Annotated in this window: 20 protein-coding genes; 17 read left to right on the top strand and 3 right to left on the bottom strand. The window is 66.8% G+C overall.

The genetic code is table 11. The annotated features are described in order from the left end of the window. Nucleotides 1-116 precede the first annotated feature (116 nt). Together OYT95_RS12965 and OYT95_RS12960 are read left to right on the top strand one after the other, a co-directional pair. Complete coding sequence (locus OYT95_RS12965; protein WP_268791628.1) at nucleotides 117-1370, top strand: bifunctional glycosyltransferase family 2/GtrA family protein; 1254 nt, start codon at nucleotides 117-119, stop codon at nucleotides 1368-1370. Next, nucleotides 1367-3457 (top strand): ArnT family glycosyltransferase, encoded by a 2091-nt coding sequence (locus OYT95_RS12960; protein WP_268791627.1) that lies wholly within the window; start codon nucleotides 1367-1369, stop codon nucleotides 3455-3457. Before OYT95_RS12965 ends, OYT95_RS12960 begins: the two co-directional genes overlap by 4 nt. A 60-nt stretch (nucleotides 3458-3517) precedes the next feature. Here the strand turns inward: OYT95_RS12960 and OYT95_RS12955 are convergent, their stop codons facing one another. Together OYT95_RS12955 and OYT95_RS12950 are read right to left on the bottom strand one after the other, a co-directional pair. Next, on the bottom strand, nucleotides 3518-3916 hold the full coding sequence (locus tag OYT95_RS12955; RefSeq protein ID WP_268791626.1) for a hypothetical protein: 399 nt from the start codon (nucleotides 3914-3916) through the stop codon (nucleotides 3518-3520). Next, nucleotides 3900-4286 carry a hypothetical protein gene (locus tag OYT95_RS12950; protein WP_112301304.1) on the bottom strand — a complete coding sequence of 129 codons (387 nt, stop codon included), beginning with the start codon at nucleotides 4284-4286 and terminating at the stop codon, nucleotides 3900-3902. The genes OYT95_RS12955 and OYT95_RS12950 overlap by 17 nt, the downstream gene beginning before the upstream one ends. 101 nt (nucleotides 4287-4387) lie before the next feature. Here OYT95_RS12950 and OYT95_RS12945 point away from each other — a divergent pair, with 101 nt between their 5' ends. The 15 genes from OYT95_RS12945 to OYT95_RS12875 all read left to right on the top strand — a co-directional run bounded on the left by OYT95_RS12945 (nucleotide 4388) and on the right by OYT95_RS12875 (nucleotide 18814). Further along, nucleotides 4388-5527, top strand: a complete 1140-nt coding sequence (locus OYT95_RS12945) for an acyl-CoA dehydrogenase family protein (RefSeq protein ID WP_268791625.1) — start codon at nucleotides 4388-4390, stop codon at nucleotides 5525-5527. Nucleotides 5528-5648: 121 nt separating this feature from the next. Then, entirely contained in the window at nucleotides 5649-6437 is a 789-nt protein-coding gene (locus OYT95_RS12940; RefSeq protein WP_112301302.1) for an enoyl-CoA hydratase/isomerase family protein, read from the top strand. 37 nt (nucleotides 6438-6474) lie between these two features. Further along, nucleotides 6475-6852, top strand: a complete 378-nt coding sequence (locus tag OYT95_RS12935) for a Zn-ribbon domain-containing OB-fold protein (protein WP_128639972.1) — start codon at nucleotides 6475-6477, stop codon at nucleotides 6850-6852. After that, nucleotides 6852-8000, top strand: a complete 1149-nt coding sequence (locus tag OYT95_RS12930; protein WP_112301300.1) for a thiolase family protein — start codon at nucleotides 6852-6854, stop codon at nucleotides 7998-8000. Before OYT95_RS12935 ends, OYT95_RS12930 begins: the two co-directional genes overlap by 1 nt. A gap of 9 nt (nucleotides 8001-8009) precedes the next feature. Continuing rightward, the gene (locus OYT95_RS12925) at nucleotides 8010-9215 is read left to right on the top strand and encodes an acyl-CoA dehydrogenase family protein (RefSeq protein WP_235214533.1); all 1206 of its coding nucleotides are present in this window, start codon (nucleotides 8010-8012) and stop codon (nucleotides 9213-9215) included. Then, a complete protein-coding gene (locus tag OYT95_RS12920; protein ID WP_268791624.1) occupies nucleotides 9212-10174 on the top strand; it encodes a phosphotransferase family protein in 963 nt (320 codons plus the stop codon). The genes OYT95_RS12925 and OYT95_RS12920 overlap by 4 nt, the downstream gene beginning before the upstream one ends. Nucleotides 10175-10224: 50 nt before the next feature. Beyond that, on the top strand, nucleotides 10225-11427 hold the full coding sequence (locus tag OYT95_RS12915; protein WP_112301297.1) for an acyl-CoA dehydrogenase family protein: 1203 nt from the start codon (nucleotides 10225-10227) through the stop codon (nucleotides 11425-11427). After that, entirely contained in the window at nucleotides 11424-12185 is a 762-nt protein-coding gene (locus OYT95_RS12910) for an SDR family NAD(P)-dependent oxidoreductase (protein WP_268791623.1), read from the top strand. Before OYT95_RS12915 ends, OYT95_RS12910 begins: the two co-directional genes overlap by 4 nt. A 37-nt stretch (nucleotides 12186-12222) precedes the next feature. Continuing rightward, the gene (locus OYT95_RS12905) at nucleotides 12223-12984 is read left to right on the top strand and encodes an SDR family NAD(P)-dependent oxidoreductase (protein ID WP_112301296.1); all 762 of its coding nucleotides are present in this window, start codon (nucleotides 12223-12225) and stop codon (nucleotides 12982-12984) included. Nucleotides 12985-12999: 15 nt separating this feature from the next. Beyond that, nucleotides 13000-14067: an NAD(P)-dependent alcohol dehydrogenase gene (locus OYT95_RS12900; protein WP_112301357.1), complete on the top strand. Its 1068-nt coding sequence runs from the start codon at nucleotides 13000-13002 to the stop codon at nucleotides 14065-14067. A gap of 73 nt (nucleotides 14068-14140) precedes the next feature. Then, on the top strand, nucleotides 14141-15643 hold the full coding sequence (locus OYT95_RS12895; protein ID WP_268791622.1) for a class I adenylate-forming enzyme family protein: 1503 nt from the start codon (nucleotides 14141-14143) through the stop codon (nucleotides 15641-15643). 90 nt (nucleotides 15644-15733) lie between these two features. Continuing rightward, complete coding sequence (locus OYT95_RS12890; protein ID WP_268791621.1) at nucleotides 15734-16342, top strand: TetR/AcrR family transcriptional regulator; 609 nt, start codon at nucleotides 15734-15736, stop codon at nucleotides 16340-16342. Nucleotides 16343-16417: 75 nt separating this feature from the next. Beyond that, the gene (locus OYT95_RS12885; protein ID WP_174233859.1) at nucleotides 16418-16753 is read left to right on the top strand and encodes an EthD family reductase; all 336 of its coding nucleotides are present in this window, start codon (nucleotides 16418-16420) and stop codon (nucleotides 16751-16753) included. A gap of 11 nt (nucleotides 16754-16764) precedes the next feature. After that, entirely contained in the window at nucleotides 16765-17766 is a 1002-nt protein-coding gene (locus tag OYT95_RS12880) for an MBL fold metallo-hydrolase (RefSeq protein ID WP_268792239.1), read from the top strand. A 16-nt stretch (nucleotides 17767-17782) separates the two neighbouring features. Next, complete coding sequence (locus tag OYT95_RS12875) at nucleotides 17783-18814, top strand: NADP-dependent oxidoreductase (RefSeq protein ID WP_268791620.1); 1032 nt, start codon at nucleotides 17783-17785, stop codon at nucleotides 18812-18814. Between the two features lie 67 nt (nucleotides 18815-18881). Here OYT95_RS12875 and OYT95_RS12870 read toward each other — a convergent pair whose 3' ends face one another. Beyond that, nucleotides 18882-19646, bottom strand: coding sequence for an SDR family NAD(P)-dependent oxidoreductase (locus tag OYT95_RS12870; protein ID WP_268791619.1), 765 nt, complete (start codon nucleotides 19644-19646; stop codon nucleotides 18882-18884). Nucleotides 19647-19691: the final 45 nt, after the last annotated feature.

Genomic DNA, 19691 nt, shown 5'->3' with positions numbered 1-19691 from the left:
CCCGTGAGTACTTATTAACCTCCCGCGGTTAATAAGTACTCACGGGCGCGAAGCGCACAGGAAACTCCCAGCCTCCGTCCAGAGTCATCGGAGCGTACGGGACGAATCTTGGACGCATGACGACGAATTCCCTCTCCCGCGCACCGGGCGCCATGGGACGACTCGAGACCCCCGAAACCTCCGAGACCGCGCCCGTGCTCGACGTTGTCGTGCCGGTCTACAACGAGGAAGCCGGACTCGAACGTTGCGTGCGCCGGCTGCGGCGGCACCTCGACGAGAACGTTCCCTACTCCGCCCGCATCACCATCGCCGACAACGCCAGTGTCGACGCCACCCTCACCGTGGCCCACCGGCTGGCCGCCGAGATCGACGGCGTCCACGTCGTCCACCTCGACGAGAAGGGGCGAGGCCGCGCTCTGCGTGCGGTGTGGAGTGCCTCCGACGCCGAGGTGGTGGCGTACATGGATGTCGACCTGTCGACGGACCTCAACGCCCTGATGCCGCTCATCGCGCCCTTGTTGTCGGGGCACTCGGACCTCGCGATCGGCTCCCGTCTCGCCCGCTCGTCGCGGGTGGTCCGAGGCCCGAAGCGCGAGTTCATCTCCCGCAGCTACAACCTCATCCTCCGCAGCGCCCTGCACGCGCGGTTCTCCGACGCCCAGTGCGGGTTCAAGGCGATGCGGGCGGACGTGGCGCAGCGCCTGCTGCCGCTGGTCGAGGACACCGGATGGTTCTTCGACACCGAGCTGCTGGTGCTCGCGGAACGCGCAGGCCTGCGCATCCACGAGGTCCCCGTCGACTGGGTGGACGACCCGGACAGTCGCGTCGACATCGTCGCGACCGCCGTCGCCGACCTCAAGGGGGTGTGGCGGGTGGGCCGGGCCCTGTCCACCGGATCGCTGCCGCTCGGCAGCCTCCGCGACAGTTTCGGTCGCGAGCCGCTGGTGCCCGGAGTTCCCCGCGGCATGGTCGGGCAGCTGGCCCGGTTCGCCGTGATCGGCATCGCGTCGACCGTCGCGTACGCGCTGCTCTACCTGATCCTGCATCCGATCATGGGCGCGCAGTGGGCCAACGCCGTCTCACTGCTCGTCACCGCCGTGCTCAACACGGCCGCGAACCGCGCGTTCACGTTCGGTGTCCGCGGATCCGAAGGCGCGGCCCGGCATCAGATGCAGGGCCTGCTCGTGTTCGCCTTCGGATTGCTCCTCACCAGCGGTTCGCTGTACGTCCTCCACTCGGCGGCCCCGGACGTGTCCAAGCACGTCGAACTCGCCGTCCTCGTTCTCGCCAATCTCGTTGCCACCATCAGCCGTTTCATAGCCCTTCGCTGGGTGTTCCGGAACGCACGCCCCGAAGGAGCTCACGCATGACGACGACCCTCGAACAACCGAAGGTCGACGCGGCCGAACCACCCCCGGCCCGGAGGCGGTGGGAGCCCTGGGCGCTCGCCGCGCTGCTGGCCGGGACCGCGGTCGCGTACATCTGGGGGCTCGGCGCCTCCGGCTGGGCCAACTCGTTCTACGCCGCCGCGGTCCAGGCGGGTTCGGAGTCGTGGAAGGCGTTCTTCTTCGGATCCTCCGACGCCGCCAACTCCATCACCGTCGACAAGCCGCCGATGTCGCTGTGGCTGATGTCGCTGTCGGTCCGGATCTTCGGGCTCAGCTCGTGGGCGATGCTGGTACCGCAGGCCCTGCTCGGTGTCGGTTCCGTCGCCCTGCTGTACGCCACGGTGAAGCGGTGGTTCGGCGCCCCGGCCGGTCTGCTCGCGGGTTTCGTGCTCGCGCTGACGCCGATCGCGGTGCTGATGTTCCGATTCAACAACCCCGACGCCCTGCTGGTGCTGCTGATGATCGCCTCCGTGTGGGCGATGCTGCGGGCCGTGGAGGACGGACGCACCCGGTGGATGGTGCTGACCGGCGTGTTCGTCGGTTTGGGATTCCTGACCAAGCAGCTTCAGGTGATGCTCGTCGTCCCGCCGCTCGCTCTGACCTATCTCGTCGCGGGACCGCCGAAGTTCGGCAAACGCCTCGCCCAGTGCTTCGCGGCGCTCGGCGCGATGATCGTCTCCGCGGGCTGGTGGCTGCTGATCGTCGAACTGTGGCCGGCGTCGTCGCGGCCCTGGATCGGCGGTTCGCAGAACAACTCGATCCTCGAACTCACGCTGGGCTACAACGGTCTCGGCCGGTTGAACGGTGAGGAGACCGGCAGCGTCACGCCCGGCGGCGGTCGCGGTGACGCCACTGCGGCGATGGGAGGTGCCGGCGAGGCCATGACGGACGGCGACTTCCCCGCAGGTGGCCCCGGCGGCGGTGGCGGAATGTGGGGCAGCACCGGCATCACGCGCATGTTCGAGTCGGCTCAGGGCGGTCAGATCGCCTGGCTGATCCCGGCCGCGCTGATCCTGCTGGTCGCCGGTCTCGCGCTGCGCGGCAGGGCGCCTCGCGTCGACACCCAGCGTGCGTCGTTCCTCGTGTGGGGGTTGTGGCTGCTCGTCACCGGACTGACGTTCAGCTTCATGGCGGGCATCTTCCACGCGTACTACACCGTCGCGCTCGCACCCGCGGTGGCAGCGCTGGTGGCGATCGGTTCGGTGACGCTGTGGCGTCGACGGGACGCGCTGTGGGTGCGGGCGGTTCTCGCGGTGACACTGCTGGCCACCGCTGCCATGTCGTGGGTTCTGCTCGGCCGCAGCGCGTCGTTCGTGCCGTGGCTGAAGTGGGCGGTGGTCGTCGTCGGCGTCGTCGCCGCGGTTGCCGTGCTGATCCCGGCGCTGACCCGGGGCCGCATCGCTGCCGTGGTCACGCTGGCCGCACTGTTCACCGGGCTCGCCGGACCGACGGCCTACGCCGTCGACACGATCGCGACGCCGCACACCGGTTCGATCGTCTCGGCCGGACCCAACGTCGAAGGCGCGCGCGGCGGCCCCGGCGGAATGGGCGGCCCCGGCGGCATGGACGGTGCCGGACGCATGGGCGGCCGCACCGACGGTGCCACCGCACCGGCAATGCCCGGCGGTACCACCGCACCCGGCGCAATCGACGGTGCGACGGCAGGTGCCACCGACGGCATGGGCGGTATGGGTGCCATGGGCGGCGCCGCCGGGGGACTGCTGTCCGGTAGCACCCCAGGCGCGGAACTGGTGTCGTTGCTCGAGCAGGATTCCGGCAACTACACCTGGGTGGCAGCGGCCATCGGATCCAACAGCGCATCCGGATACCAGCTGGCCACCGAGGACCCGGTCATGCCGATCGGCGGTTTCAACGGCAGCGATCCGTCACCCACGCTGGAGCAGTTCCAGCAGTACGTGGCGGACGGCAAGATCCACTACTTCATCTCCGGCGGCCGAGGCGGCGGAATGGGTGGCGACGGAACGGCATCGGAGATCTCCACCTGGGTGCAGGAGAACTTCACCGCCGTCACCGTCGACGGCGTGACCCTGTACGACCTCACGTCCTGACCGAAACCCCCCTGTGAGTACTTATTAACCGCCCGCGGTTAATAAGTACTCACAGGGGGTTCAGAGGTCGAACGAGATTTCGGGTGTGCGGCAGATCAGCAACCTCCGTACGCGGCCCGATCCGTCGAGCTGCGCCGAGGTGTTGAACGAGGCCTCGAAATCGCCGTTCCGCGTGGTGCGTCCCAGCGCCAGCTCGACCTCTCCGACACGAGCTCCCGCGAGGATCTCGTGTACGAGCACACTCTTCTCGCGTTGCTGCAGGTACTCGACGAGTCCGGCGCGATCCCCGACGAACTCGGCGGCATTCCCACCGCCTGTGGAGAATTGCACCGACATCCGGAAATCGTCGGTGATCATGTTCAGGACGCGGTCGGGATCGTCCGAATCCATGATCGCGAACCACGCGACCAGCACGGGTGTCGCAGACGTCGTCTCGTTCAGGTCAGTCGCGCTTCCCATGGGCCAACTCCTTTGTGAGAATGCTGAATTCCGTATCGAACGACACCTCGTACGCATCGATGGCGCCGTCGCTGTCGAGGTGCATCGCGGCAAGGAAGTAGCCGGTCGTCTTCACGTCGTTTTCCACGACGGAACCGTAGGCGAACTGGACGTCGCCGGCGCTGCTCGTTCGGAGCAGCACGTGTCGTCGATCGACCGGGGGCCGTCCCTTCAGGTAGTCGAGCATGTCGGCGCGGCTGTACCCCCGGCGGACGGTACCCGGGAGGACTATGGCGAACTCGATCGATTCGTCGAGCAGGGCCACCGCGTCGTCGATCCGGCCGCTGTCGAGGATCGCGTAGTACCGCTCGATCACGAGTGCATCGGTCATGAAATGAACTTAGTTCAACCCGGTGCGGCTTGTCGAGGGTTCTTGCCGCGGCAGCTTCCGCGAAACTAAACTGAACTCACGTCAATTCAGAGGAGAGTTCCATGCCGTCCCCCCACGCCCGTCCCTGGCCCGAGACCGAACCCCCGGCGATGACGCCCGTCGCCGAGCACGACGATATCCGGGCCGTAGTCCGCCAATTGCTGGATCGACATTCGACGCTCGAGGCCGGCCGTCTCGCCGCCGAGTCCGAGATCGGCTATTCCCCCGAGTTGTGGTCGCTTCTCGTCAAGGAGATGAACGTCGCCGCGCTGGCGGTGCCGGAGGATCGCGGGGGCCTGGGTTACGGCGTGGTCGAACTCGGGATCGTTCTCGAAGAATGCGGGCGCGCGCTGGTCTGTGAACCGGTGCTCACGTCCGCGACGCTGGGAGTGCGCGCCCTGCTCGCGGCCGACCGGTGCCCGCAGGTCGACGACCTGCTGGGGCGGGTCGTCCAGGGCGAACTCGTCGCCACCGTGACAGCTCTGAGCCCGGACACCGATTTCGTCGACGCCACCCGAGCCGGAGGTCGCTGGTCGGTGTCCGGCCGCGCGACCAACGTCGTGCAGGGCGGCGCGGCCGATATCGTCGTGCTACTCGGGCGCGGTGACGAGGGGCCCGGCCTCTATGCGGTCGATCTGCGTGCCGCCGCGATGCGGCGTACGGAGCTTCCGGTCATCGATCCCAGTCGGCGGCAGGCGAATCTGCTCTTCGACGACGCGGACGCCGTGCGTCTCGTCGGACCCCGCGACGCACTGCGGACGGCCGCATCACTGCACAGCCTGGGAGTGATCGGTCTGGCCTGCGAACATGTGGGAATCGTCGATCGTTTACTCGAAAGCACAACGGACTACACGATGCAGCGCCACCAGTTCGGGCGAGCGATCGGCTCCTTCCAAGCCGTCAAGCATCGACTGGCCAACACTTTGGTCGAGTTGGAGAAGGCTCGATCGGCGGCGCGGTATGCGGCCGCCGTGTTCTCGGAAGACCCGGACTCCGCGGCGCTCCCGGCCGCGGTCGCGGGGGCAATCTGCACCGAGGCCGCGATCGGCACCGCCCTCGAGGCCGTGCAATTGCATGGCGGTGTCGGCTTCACCTGGGAACATGCGGCGCATTCCTACGTTCGCCGCGCGCTCGGTGACGAACCGCTTCTGGGTGATTCACGGGCGCACCGCAGACGCGTCGCGGATCTCGTCGGGCTCTGAATCCCGGCACCTCCCCCCGGCTGAATCGAAACCTCTTGCTCCGCCCTATTGACGGACCATCCCCCACCCAGTAGAACTGAAGTGAATCCAGTTCAGTTTCTCCCCTCGAAAGGACACCGACATGGTGGACACCGACCACATCGTGCTCGAGAAGGACGGCGACGTCGCCCGCGTATGGCTCAACCGCCCGCACAAGAAGAACGCGGTCACCGTCGAGCTGCTGCATCGCCTCGACGAGATCATCGTGGAGGTCGACAACGACCCCAGCCTCAAGGTGCTCGTCCTGCGTGGACGCGACGGCACCTTCTGCTCGGGCTTCGATCTCGACGAACTGCGCGAGAAGTACGTCGGCTCCACTACCGCGATGGACGTCGCCGTGCTGTCCGCCAAGGTGTGCGACCGCCTGTACTCGATGAACACGCCGTCCGTCGCGGTCCTCGAAGGCTTCGTCACCGCAGGCGGTTTCGAGCTCATGATCTCCTGCGACTTCGCCGTCGCCGCCGAGGACGCTCGTATCGGCGATTTCCACATCCGCCGCGCGCTGTTCGGTGGGGCAGGCCCGATCTACCGGCTCCCGCGGATGATCGGAATTCGGAAGACCAAGGAGCTCATGCTGACCGGGAAACTCCTGACCGGCAAGGAGGCGGAGGCCTTCGACCTGATCAACGCCTCGGCGCCGGCCGAAGACCTCGACAAGCTTGTCGCCGAGTTCATCGCCCCGATCGTCGACAAGAGCCCGTTCATGATGAAGCTCACCAAGATGTGCATCGACCGCGGTCTCGACGCGGACATCCAGTCGTTGATGGTGATGGAGCACCTCGCCGTCGGCAATGCGCTGCAGTCCGAGGACGCACGCGAAGGCGTGAACGCCTTCCTCGAAAAGCGTGAGCCGGTCTGGGTCGGTCGCTGATCCGACACCGACGACGAATCCCGAGGAGAGGATGAGGATGGGCGAGACACACACCGCGCCGGCGCTCGGCGCGAGCCGGTGCTCCCACTGCTCGACTGTCGCGTTCCCGGCCGCCAGTCTGTGCTCGCAGTGCTCACGACCGGCGATGTCGCCGTTCACTCTGAGCACACGCGGAACGGTCTGGGCGTACACGGTTCAGCGGTTCGCCCCGAAATCTCCGCCGTACGTCCCGCCGCCGAACGGCTTCGCGCCGTTCGCCGTCGGATACGTCGAACTCCCCGAGGGAATCAGGATCGAAGCCGTGCTCGAATGCCACGACTTCGACGAGTTGGACGACGGGGCGCCGGTGACCTTGATCGCCACGGCACCGGTGCCCCACTTCGCCACCGACGCCTATCTGAAGGAGATCCGCTGATGTCCGCCGTGTCGATCGTCGGGGCCGGACTCTCGAAGTTCGGACGTCAGCCGGGCAAGAGCGGCCGCCGGCTGGCGCTGGATGCAATTGCGTCCGCGCTGACCGACGCAGGCATCGCGTGGACCGATGTTCAGGTCGCATTCGGTGGCAGCGACGGGTCCGGGCTCGCCGACACCCTGGTCGCCGAGCTCGGGCTCACCGGCATACCTTTCACCAACGTCAAGAACGGTTGCGCGACCGGCGGTAGTGCGTTGGTGTCGGCCGTCAACGCGATTCGCTCGGGGGCCGCCGACATCGCACTCGCGGTCGGCTTCGACAAGCATCCGCGCGGCGCCTTCGACCCGGCACCGCAGGATTGGGGTCTGCCCGTCGGCTACGGCGAGGCAGGCCTGATGGTCACCACCCAGTTCTTCGGCATCAAGATCGCGCGCTACATGCGCGAACACGGGATCAGCGCACCGACTCTGGCCGCCGTGGCGGAGAAGGCGTATCGCAACGGCTCGCTGAACCCGAATGCCTGGCGCCGCGAACCGATTTCCGCTGAGACGATCGCCGCAGCGGACATGGTCAACGACCCGCTGACGCGATACATGTTCTGCTCGCCCGGCGAGGGCGGAGCCGCCGTGGTCGTGGCGAGTGAGGCCGCCGCCCGGCGCCTCGGCGGAAGACCGGTGCACATACGGGGAATCTCGGCGGGTACCCGCCGGTTCGGTTCCTTCGAGGTGTTCGGTCCGTCGATTCAGGGCCAGGGAACCCCGTCGAGTGTGAGCACGTCCACCGCCGCCGCCGCATTCGAGCAGGCCGGACTCGGTCCCTCGGATGTGGATGTCGCGCAACTCCAGGACACGGAGAGCGGTGCCGAGATCATGCACATGGCCGAATGCGGATTCTGCGAGCACGGCGAACAAGAAAAACTGATTGCGGCCGGCGAGACGGAGATCGGCGGCCGAATCCCGATCAACACCGACGGCGGATGTATCGCCAACGGGGAACCGATCGGTGCCTCCGGCCTCCGGCAGATACACGAGATCGTCACGCAATTGCGCGGGGAGGCCGGTGCCCGGCAGGTTCCCGGACACCCGCGCGTCGGATTCACCCACGTCTACGGTGCGCCCGGAATCAGTGCCTGCACCGTCCTGTCCGTCTGAGGAAGAGCCATGAATCAAGCAACGATGCCCGACCTGGACCAGTTCGTGGATGAAGCGCGGGCGTGGCTGAGAACTGTCGCGGAACCGCGCACCCAGATCAAATGGGGAGTGGGATCCGACTCGGTCGCCGTCTTCGAGAATTGGACGGCCGAGCAGGAGCGCGACGAGACCGACCATATCCGGGCGTACGAACAGACGAAGTTCGACGCCGGCTGGGGCTCGATGAACTGGCCGGCCGAGTACGGTGGCCGTGGTCTGCCGATGTCCTACGTGCTCGCGTTCCGGCGGGAGGAGAACGCATTCGACGTGCCGCGCCGGACCGAAATGTTCTCGGTGACTCAGCAACTGGTCGCTCCGGCGATCGCCCAATGGGGAACACCGGAACAGTGCGAGCGGTATGTGCGTGCGATGCTTCGGACCGACATCATTGCCTGCCAGCTGTTTTCGGAAACCGAAGCCGGATCCGACCTTGCCGCGGTACGGACGAGGGCAGTCGAACGGAATGGCCGGTGGACGATTACCGGGCACAAGGTCTGGACGTCCGGCGCCCGGGTCGCCGACGTCGGGGTCGCGGTGTGCCGCACCGACCCCGACGCGACCAAACACGCAGGCCTCACCGTCTTCCTGATCCCGATGGACGCTCCGGGAGTCACCGTCCGGCCCATCCGCCAGATGACCGGGGGCAGTTCCTTCAACGAGGTCTACCTCGACGGCGTCGAACTGTCGGACGACTACCGGCTGGGGCCGGTGGGGGAGGGTTGGCCGGTCGCCCTGACGGTACTGGCAGCCGAACGACTCGACGCCGGGAACCTAGGTCTGGCCAATGCCGATCACGCCGTCGAACTGGCCCATCACCTCGACCGGCAGCTGACCGAAATCGAACGTGACAAGGTCGCGGATCTCGTGACGCGCAGCTACGTCCAGCGGGTGACCGGTATGCGGGTGGCCGCGGCAGTCGTCGCCGACAAGGACCCCGGTCCCGAGGCATCGGTGGGTAAGTTGCTCGCCACCGACACCATGGCACGTACATCGGAAGTCGTCCGGCTGTTGCTGGGGCGCGATCTGATCGCCGACTCGGGCGAGTGGGGAACGTTCGCGTGGACGGAGCATGTGCTCGGCGCGCCCGGGTATCGCATCGCGGGCGGTACCGACGAGATCCAGCGAAACATCCTCGCCGAGCGCGTGCTCGGCCTGCCGAGGGAGCCGCGCGCGTGAGCGCAACGATCACCCTCGACGACCGTGTGGCGCATCGGCTGCGCGAGCAGAACCCCGGTCTGGACGTCGGCACACTCGAGCCGCTGCTCGGGGGGCATTCGGGTCTGACGTACAAGGTGCACACCAGCGACGGCGACCTCGTGGTCAAGGCGGTTCCCGAGGGGCAACGCCCCATCGGGCGACACGACATGGTGCGCCAGGCGAGGATCATGGAAACTCTGGGGGCGACAGAGGTCCCCGTACCCCGGATCGTCGCCGTCGACGAGGACGGCCCGGCGTGGTTCGCGATGGAGTGCGTGGCCGGGGAGTCACTCGAGCCGGTGCTCGATTCGCCTCCGGTCGAACCGGCTGTCGCGGCGGCGCGGATGCGCCGGGCGGCCGCGGTGCTGCCGCTGCTGCACGCGGTGCCGGTCGACACGATCCCGGCGGCCGGAGATCCGTTGTCACCCGGTGCGGAGCTGGCGCGGTGGAAACGAACCCTGGATGCCGTTCCCCCCGACCTCGTCAGCGGCGGCGACGAACTCCTGCGCCTCCTCGCCGCAGATCTTCCCGAGGCGCTGGCACCGACGTTGGTGCACGGTGACTACCGGCTCGGCAACATCATCGCCTGTGGCACGGAGCCGGCGGCTTTGATCGACTGGGAGATCTGGAGCCTGGGCGATCCGCGGGTCGAATTGGGCTGGTTCCTCGTGTTCGCCGACGGTGCGAACTTTCCCGGGGTGGGGCGCGCGGTGCCGGACCTGCCGTCCGAGGACGAACTGATCGACCTCTACACCGGGGATCACCCGGCGCTGCCGGACATGAACTGGTTCAACGCACTCGGCCGTCTGAAGATGGCGGCGATCATGGGCCACAACCTGCGCCGGCACCGCGAAGGCCGCCACCACGACCCCGACCAGGAACGGCTGCCCGACACCATCGCGCAGCTCATCCGCAGCGGGACTGCGCTACTTGCCTGATCAACCTCCGTTCACCGCGTGACGCGATGACGGAACAGAGAGGACCTCACGTGGACTTCGAATACTCCGCGCGCACCGAGCGATTGCTCGAGCAGCTGCGGAACTTCATGGAAGAGCACGTCTATCCGGCCGAGGCCGTGTACGACGAGCAGATCAAGTCGAACGACAACCCACACGAGCAGCCCAAGGTCATGCTCGACCTGCAGGCGAAGGCGCGCGAGCTCGGATTGTGGAATCTCTTCATGACGCACGGCGGGTGGGGCGCCGGTCTCACCAACCTCGAGTACGCCCCGCTCGCCGAGATGGTCGGACGCTCGGTGATCGGCAACGAGGCCATCAACTGTTCGGCACCCGATACCGGCAACATGGAGATCCTCGCCATGTACGGCACCGAGCAACAACAGTCACGGTGGCTCGCACCGCTCCTCGACTGCACGATCCGGTCGGCGTTCGCCATGACGGAACCGGATGTGGCGAGTTCGGACGCCACGAACATCACGTCGACCATCCGCCGGGACGGCGACGAGTACGTCCTGAACGGCCGGAAGTGGTACACCTCAGGCATTCTCGACCCTGATTGCAAGCTCGTCATCTTCATGGGCAAGTCCGATCCCGAGGCTCCGACCTACCGGCAGCAGAGCATGATCCTGGTGCCCGCGGATTCTCCCGGTATCGAGGTCCTTCGCGATCTGCCCATGTTCGGGTACCGGGACCGGCTCGGTCACGGCGAGGTCCAGTTCACGGATGTCCGGGTGCCGGCCGACCACATGCTCGGCGCCGAGGGAGACGGTTTCGCGATTGCGCAGGGCCGGCTGGGGCCGGGGCGCATGCACTACGCGATGCGAGCGATCGGCATGGCCGAGCGCGCCCTCGAGCTGATGTGCCGACGGGCTCTGCAGCGCACTGCCTTCGGTGCGCCGCTCGCTGATCGCGGTGTGGTACGGGAGTGGATCGCGCGCAGCCGGATGGAGATCGACCAGATCCGGCTGCTGGTTCTCCAGTCGTCGTGGCTGATGGACACCCGCGGCAACGCCGCCGCCCGGTCGGAAGTCGCCGCGATCAAGGTTGCGGCCATGGAGGTCGCTCATCGAGTGGTCGACCACGCCGTCCAGACCTACGGCGCGGCCGGGGTGAGTGACGACACGATCCTGGCCCGGCTGTATGCGATCACCCGGGCACTGCAGATCGCCGACGGTCCGAACGAAGTCCATCTGCGCACCATTGCGCGTCTCGAACTGAAGAAGTACGCATGAACACCACGCGAGAATTGACAGGCAAGGTCGCACTCGTCACGGGGGCCACCCGAGGGCTCGGATACGCCATCGCGAGCGGGCTGGCCGCCGCGGGAGCCACCGTGATCGTGTCGAGCCGCAAGGAGGACGCGTGCATCTCCGCGGCCCTCGCGATCACGAGGGACACCGGTGGCATCGCCGAACCGCTCGCACTGCACGTCGGGAAGTGGGACGCGATCGAACTCGCCGTCGACCACATTCTCACGCAGTTCGGAAGTCTCGACATCGTCGTCAACAACGCCGGCATCGCTCCGCTGTCGCCGAACCTCGAGTCGGTCTCCGAGTCGCTCTTCGACAAGACGATCGAGGTCAACCTCAAGGGCCCGTTCCGGCTCATGGCGGTGGCCGGTGCCAGGATGAGCGCGGCCGGAGGCGGTTCGATCATCAACATCTCGAGCATCGGCGCACTGCGGCCCAGCCCGCCGGAGGCGATGTACGCGGCGTCGAAGAACGGTCTCAACGCGCTGACGATGGCCTTCGCTCAGGAATACGCGCCCCGGGTACGGGTGAACTGCATCATGCCGGGCGGATTCGCAACCGATATGGCGGCGGACTGGGACGACGAGTTCGTCGGCAAGATCATCGACCGACTCCCGGCCGGCCGACTCGGGCACCCGGATGAAATCGCGGGCCTCGTCGTGCATCTGGCCGGCGACCGAGCCGGCTACACCACGGGTGCCGTCATCCCGGTCGACGGCGGCCGCACCGCCGTCTACTGACGCGCGCGTGCCACGAACACGAGTAGGAGCCAACCACATGCAGGTACCCGAGCTGTTCCAGCTGAGCGGTCGCGTCGCCGTCGTCACGGGTGCATCGTCCGGACTGGGAATGGGCTTCGCGCGGACGCTGGCGTCGGCAGGCGCGACGGTCTTCGCCGCCGCCCGCCGAGTCGAGCGTCTCGCGGCGCTGGCCGGCGAGGTCGACGGGGTCGTCCCCGTCGAGTGCGACATCACCGTGGACTCGGACCGGCGCGCGCTCGTGGATCGGGCCCTCTCGCAGGCCGGGCGGATCGACGTCCTCGTCAACAACGCGGGCAGACCCGGCAGACCGAACGCCGAGGACGAGAGCCCGGAGGAATTCTCCTCGATTCTCGACGTCAATCTGGCCGCGGGCTTTCATCTCGCCACGTGCGTCGCCTCGGCCACACCGGCGGGCGAGACAACATCGATCATCAATATCTCCTCCGTCGTCGGGCTCGTCTCGACGGCACCCATCGGCGGTGCGAGCTATGCGGCATCGAAAGCCGGCGTGCTCGGGCTGACCCGTGAGCTCGCCGGGCAGTGGGGTAGACGCGGCATCCGCGTGAACGCCATCGTGCCGGGTTGGTTCGACACGGAAATGACCGATGGACTGTTCAGCAACCAGCGCTCGGCGGACTGGGTGCGCCGCAACACGATGCTCGCCCGCGGCGGACGCCCCGGCGAAGTGGACGGCGCCGTGCTCTTCCTGGCATCGGACGCGTCGTCATACGTCACAGGTCAGACTCTGGTGGTCGATGGCGGCTGGACCGCCCGGTAGGCAAAGGTGACACTCATGGCAGTTCCGACGATGCGCGCAGTACGCCTGACCAGCTGGGGCGACGGTCCGCGCGTTGTGCGCATCCCTGTTCCCGAACCGCAGGGGCATCAGCTGCTCCTCCGCGTCGACGCCGCCGGACTGTGCAGATCCGATCTGCACGTGATGGACGCACCCGCGGGAGTATTCGACTATTCCCTCCCGTTCACCCTCGGGCACGAGGTGGCGGGAACCGTGGTCGGCGCAGGCCCGGAGGCCGACAAGTCGTGGATCGGCGAATCCGTCGTCGTCCATGGTGTCTGGTCGTGCGGGCGATGCCGCAACTGCCGCCGAGGCCGCGAGAACTATTGCTTCGAATTGAGCAAACGCGAGGACGGCCGTCTCGCCGCGATCGGCAACGGCATCGGCTACGACGGTGGTCTGGCCGACACCATGACCGTTCCCTCGGGACGGTGCCTGGTCCGCACCCACGGACTCGCCCCCGAGAGTGCCGCCCCACTCGCCGATGCCGCCCTGACGGCGTATCACGCAGTTCGTACCAATCGGGATCTCGTCGACGCCGACTCCGTTTCCGTGGTGGTCGGAGTCGGGGGACTGGGCCACATCGCGGTCCAGGTTCTCCGCGCACTGGGCGCAGGCACGATCATTGCGGTCGATCCGCGTGAGAGCTCACGCGACCTTGCGCGTCGGCTGGGGGCGGACGTGGCGGTGTCGGACATTGCGGAGGTTGCGACATCTCGGTCCGGTACCGCCGGCTTTCACTGCGCTGACGTCGTCTTCGATTTCGTAGGAGCGCCGGACACGATGGAATCGGCGGCGCAGCTGCTCGCCCCCGGGGGACGACTGGTGACTGTCGGCAGCGCCGGCGGCCGGCTCACGGTGGGCAAAGACGTCGGACTCGCGACGGGCTGGCAGGTGACTGCGCCGTTCTGGGGAACTCGCGCAGACCTCGAGGCCGTGGTCGACCTCGCAAACAAGGGTCTGCTGGCCGTCGAGGCGACCACGTACCCATTGGACGACGTCCTCGACGTGTATGCGAGGTTGCGGCGCGGCGAGATCACCGGGAGAGCCGTCGTGATTCCGTGACGGACGAAAGCTGGGTACGGTGCGTGTCATAGTCAATAATGAAACTAGTTCACTTCAATGGAAGGTCGGCGGAATGTGGGAGCTGGCACGCGATTTCGTTGCTCGCGCAGCGAATTCTCCGGATGACATCGCAGTCGTCGATGCAACGGGGGAGCACACGATGGCGGAGGTTGTCGCGGCGGCAACCGAGCTCGCCGCCCAGTTGGACGTCGCGACAGGTGGCTCGCCGACCGTGCTCGTGCAGGCTGACAACACGTGGCGCACGCTCGCCGCGGCAATCGCCGTCGGACTGCGCGGGGGTCTGATTGCGGTGTTCAGCCGGCATGCCACCCCGTCGGAATTCATCGTGGCGTTGAACGACATCACACCCGACGTCGTGATCGCCGACCGGCAGTCGCTCGCGCACTGGGGTGTACCGGAGGACCGGTTCTGCGAGGAAGCGACCGCACCGGCCGGCTGGGTGATGCGCTGGTCGCGATCACCGGTCAGTGACGTCGAGCGGTGGAACGGCGGAATTGCGATCGCGATGACGTCCGGGTCGACCGGACATCCCAAGTGCGTGGTGCAGTCGGAATCCGCGATTCGTTATGCCTGCCGTTGCACGATCGAGGCGGTCGGCCTCGAACCCGGGGATCCCGTCGCGGCGTTCGTACCACTCTCGTCGGTAGCGGCATTCTGCTTCGGGCTCTATCTCCCCGCAATGCTTGCCGCGCCGATGGTCTGCATGGACGGCTGGAAGCCTGCGACAGCCCTCCAGATCGTCCGGGAACACCGGGTCGCCTGGACGATGCTCGTCCCGACCATGGCTCTTCAGCTGGCCGTCGCGCCGGACGCTGCGGGAGCACTCGCATCGCTGCGCGCAATGACCGTCGGCGGCGGTCCAATGGATGCCGGCGCGCTCGGTCGCGCCGAACAGACCCTCGGCACCACGTTCCTGCGTGTGTTCGGTATGTCCGAGTGTCTCGGGCACACGACCCCGCTGCCCGCGGACGTACCGGACGTCCGGCTCGGGCGGGACGGTCGTCCCTTCCCCGGGACCGTCGTCCGAGCGGTCGACGCACACGGCGCTCCTCTGCCACCGGGCCGGGTGGGCGATGCCCAGGTCAAGGGGCCCTCCCTCTTCGTCGGCTATGCACGGGCAGGTGTTCCCGCACCCCCGGAACTCACCGCGGACGGATTCCTGCCTACCGGCGACCTCGTCGAAGTGGCCGAAGACGGCAGCATCCGGGTGATGGGGCGCCAGAAGCAGATCATCATTCGCGGGGGCCGCAACATCGACATCAACGAGGTCGAGGCCGCGATCGCACGCATCCCGACCGTGTCCCAGGTGTGCGTGGTCCCGGTGCCGGACGAGCTACTCGGTGAACGTGCGGCGGCCCTGGTCGTGAGCACCGGCGATCCGATTACCCTCGACGAGGTCGTTGCGCACCTCGGGGACATCGAGTTCCCGAAGTTCAAGTGGCCGGAGTTCGTCTTCACGATCGACGATCTGCCGCAGAACCGGGTGGGGAAGCTGTCTCGACCGGATGCGGTGGACCTCGCAACACGCCTGCTCACCAGTAGCGAGAGCCGCTGATTCGACCCGACCTGACCTCAGTTCAGGTAGTCTGACCGGTACCGACCCGACAACCAACCGATGGATGGGGATTCAGTGTCCGTAGAAGCCATGACGCTCCGCGATGGTCCGCGTTCGAAGCGCGGGTTGATCCTGACAGCCGCGATCGAACGCTTCGGGGAGGTCGGCTTCGAGCATACGAAGTGGGCGTCGATCGCCGACGAGGTCGGCATCGGTCAGACGGCGCTCTATCACTATTTCGAGTCGAAGGGTCACTGCCTGCTGACCATCATGCGTCTCGAACTGGCGCAGTCACTCGAGCGATTCGCTGCCGCGATCGAGGGCGTCGACGACCCGGTCGAGGCGTTGAGTGCCGCCGTCACCAGCGCTCTGGAAGCGACCCCGCGGGACGCCCTTCAGCGGCGCATCCTCCAGAGTCATATGGACCTGCTCGCCACTCCCCGCCAATCCGAGAAGGAAGAGGCCGAGCGCCAGACCTCACGCGCGCTGGTGAACTCGATCGAAGAAGAGTGGTCGCTCCTCATCGCGCGGGGGATGGGCGCAGGCGTATTCGCCGACAGTGATCCGCGACTGATGGCCCGGCTGATCCTCGGACTCGTCGTCAGCGTGTGGCGTTGGTACCGACCCGACGGGGACATGACCCTCGACCAGCTCAACCAGCAGGTTCGAGACGCCACCCTGCGCATCGTCCGCGCGTGACGCGGGCGTGTGCGGAGGGGTGGCTCTCCTTTCCCTCGAGATTTGAACCAAATTCAGGTCAGTTACGGAGTGATGATGTACAACTTGATCGTCTTGGCCGCCCGTCCGCACGACTGGAGCCATGAGCAGTTCATCCAGTGGTGGCGCGGCGAACATGCCGACGTGACCTACCCGCTCCCAGGGCTGCGGCGATGGCAGCACACCGAAGTGCTCGACGCGATGGACGACAGGTCACGGGAATGGGACGGCGTCTCGATTCTGAGCTTCGACTCCCGCGAGGACCTCGATGCCGCGCTCGCAAGCCCGGAATGGCAAGCCGCAGTGGACAACGTCGGCCAGATGCGGGGAAAGCGCATCCTCGTCATGGGCGAGGAGAAAACGATGGTCGAAGTGGACAGCGGTCGATCATGAGGGCGCACTGGATGGAACCGGGCTGCTACGAGGTGGCGCCCGGTGTGCATCGAGTGCCCCTCCAGATGCCCGATGACGGCCTCGGAGCGGTCAACGTCTACGCCCTCGAGACCGAGGACGGCCTGGCCCTCGTCGACGGTGGCTGGCGAGTCGACACGACTTTCGACGAGATGGAGCGCGCACTGTTCCACATCGGGCACAGCACCGAGCAGATTCACGACATCTATGTCACTCACGTGCACCGCGATCACTACACGTTCGCGATCGAACTCCGCCGTCGTCACGGCGCCCGCGTCCACCTCGGGATGGCCGAGGCCGACGGATTGGCAGCCGTCAGTGCACTCGGCAGTAACGTGCCGACGGATTCTCTGCGCGAACTCCGCCGCGCCGGTGCCCCCCTCCTGGCAGACACGGTCGAGGTCTTGACCGCCGCGGAACCCTTCTACCCCTCGGACTGGGAACAGCCAGACCACTGGCTCACGGCCGGTCCGCTCCGGATCGGACCGCACACACTCGACGTCGTGCACACGCCGGGGCATACTAAGGGGCACATGGTCTTTCACGATGAACAGCAGGGGCTGCTCTTCAGTGGCGACCACGTCCTGCCCACGATCACACCGTCGATCGGCTTCGAACTCGGTGAGTGGGATCTGCCGTTGGGGCGCTACCTCGAGTCGCTGACCCGACTGCTCGAACGCCCCGACTCGCAACTGCTGCCGGCGCACGGAGATCCGACACCGAGCGTGCACCTGCGCGTCGAAGAACTTCTCGCGCATCATGACCGGCGTTTCGCGGCCATGCGCGACGCGCTGGTCTCGCTCGGGCCGGCGACCGCGACTGCCGTCGCAGACGCGGTCACGTGGACTCGTCGCGAAAGGCCGTTCTCCACTCTCGACCCGTTCAATCAAATGATCGCCATCTGTGAGACCCTCGCGCACCTCGACACTTTGGTCGATCGCGGTCGGCTCGCAGTCCGAAGACGAGACGACCGCGACGTCTTCTCCGTGGTCTGAGTGCGGAAGGATTCCTGTGCAGAGTCATGAGCTGAAACTGGCGCGCCACCCCCAGGGGAAGGTCCGGCCATCGGACTTCCACCTCGACGTGGTGACGGTTCCCGAAGAACTGGAGCCCGGTGAGATTTTCGTTCGCAACTCGTGGTTGTCGATCGACCCGTCCGTCAGGATACGTCTCGGCCCTTCCGGCCCGGCAGGCTACCTGCCGCCGTTCGGCATCGGGGAGACGCTGACCGGATTGGCTGTCGGCGAGGTACTCGAGTCCCGCGACCCCGGCTTCGAGCCGGGCGATACGGTTCTGCACATCAAGGGTTTCCGTGAGTTCGCGGTGGTCCGGCAGGGCAGCGAAACCTTGGCCGGGGCCGGCGGCGTGACTCGCCTCGACACGAGCGTGCACCCGCCGCAATCCTATCTCGGAGCGCTGGGCAGCTCCGGGCTCACGGCGTACGTGGGATTGCAGTGCATCGGTGGACTCACGAGTGGAGACGTCGTGTGGATCTCGTCGGCCGCGGGTGCGGTCGGCAGTCTCGCCGCCCAGATTGCGAAGCTCAGAGGTCACTACGTGGTCGGCAGCACCGGTTCTGGCGAGAAGGTCAGGTTCCTCCTGGACGAACTGAAACTCGACGGCGCATTCGACTACCACAGTCCGGACCTGGCCGGAGCCCTCGCAAGCACGGCACCGAACGGCATCGATCTGTATTTCGACAACGTGGGTGGAACGCATCTCGAGGCCGCCCTGTATCACCTCCGACCAGGCGGTCGGGTGGCCATGGCGGGCGCTGTCGCCTCCTATGACGCGGACACGGCGGCGGCAAGTCCGAGCAATCTTTTTCAGATCGTGGCAAAGAACCTCACGGTGCGGGGTTTCCGAGCTGGTGCTTACGACCATCTGCTCGGCGACATGCGGGCCGAGGTCGGGAGCTACCTCCGCGACGGTCGTCTCGTTGTCGAGGAGACCGTGTTCGACGGCCTCGAGTCGGCGCCGGACGCCATCGTCGCGATGCTGCACGGCCGCACCGTGGGAAAGACGCTGTGCCGCCTACGCTGACGCTCCAGCCGCTACACAGAAGAACATGGCCTCCGCATCACGCGGAGGCCATGTTCTTCTGTCTCGCTCAGGCCGCCGTCCACCCACCGTCGGCGTAGATCTCCGACCCGGTGACGAAGGTGGAGTCGTCGCCGGCCAGGAAGGCGACTACGGCCGCGATCTCCTCACCCCGCCCGAGACGGCCCATCGGGGTGCCGGCCAGCATTTCGCGGTGACGCTCGCTGCCCTCCCAGCGCTCGAGCAGCGGGGGCGTACCGATGAATCCCGGGTGCAGCGAGTTGACGCGCACTCCCGCTTTCGCCCAGTGCAGGGCGGCGTTCTTCGTCATCGTCCGGACTGCGCCTTTGGCGGCTGCATAGGCAACGCTGTTGCCCAGACCGCCCACGGTGCCCAGTATCGAGCACATGTTCACGATCGAACCGCCGCCGCTCCGCTCGATGAGCGGGCCGGCATGTTTCATACCCAGCCATGTGCCGGTCTGGCCGACGCCGATCACCCGATCCCAATGGGATCGGGTTTCCTCGTCGACCGTTGCGACGCTGCCGATGGCGGCGTTGTTGACCAGGGCGTGCAGCGCGCCGAACGTGCTCTCGGTTGCTGCCACGACGTCTTCCCACTGTTCCTCGGAGGAGACATCGAGGGCGAGCGCCGCGTGTCGCTCGGGCTGGGTGAGAGTATCGAGCAATTCCTGGCAGGCCGATTTCTCGAGATCGGTCAGGACGACGTGAGCACCCTCGTCGGCGAGCCTTCGCACGATCTCGGCGCCGATACCACCGGTCGCACCCGTCAGCAGGACGACCTTGTCTCGAAGTCGGTCAGGGCCGACAGTCATCTGGACTCCTTGTCACTCGTTCGGATCGGGCGGGGCAGATCGACA

The sequence above is a fragment of the Rhodococcus sp. JS3073 genome, from assembly GCF_026810085.1.
Lineage (GTDB): Bacteria > Actinomycetota > Actinomycetes > Mycobacteriales > Mycobacteriaceae > Rhodococcus_F > Rhodococcus_F wratislaviensis.
This window is presented reverse-complemented; position numbering and strand designations above follow the sequence as displayed.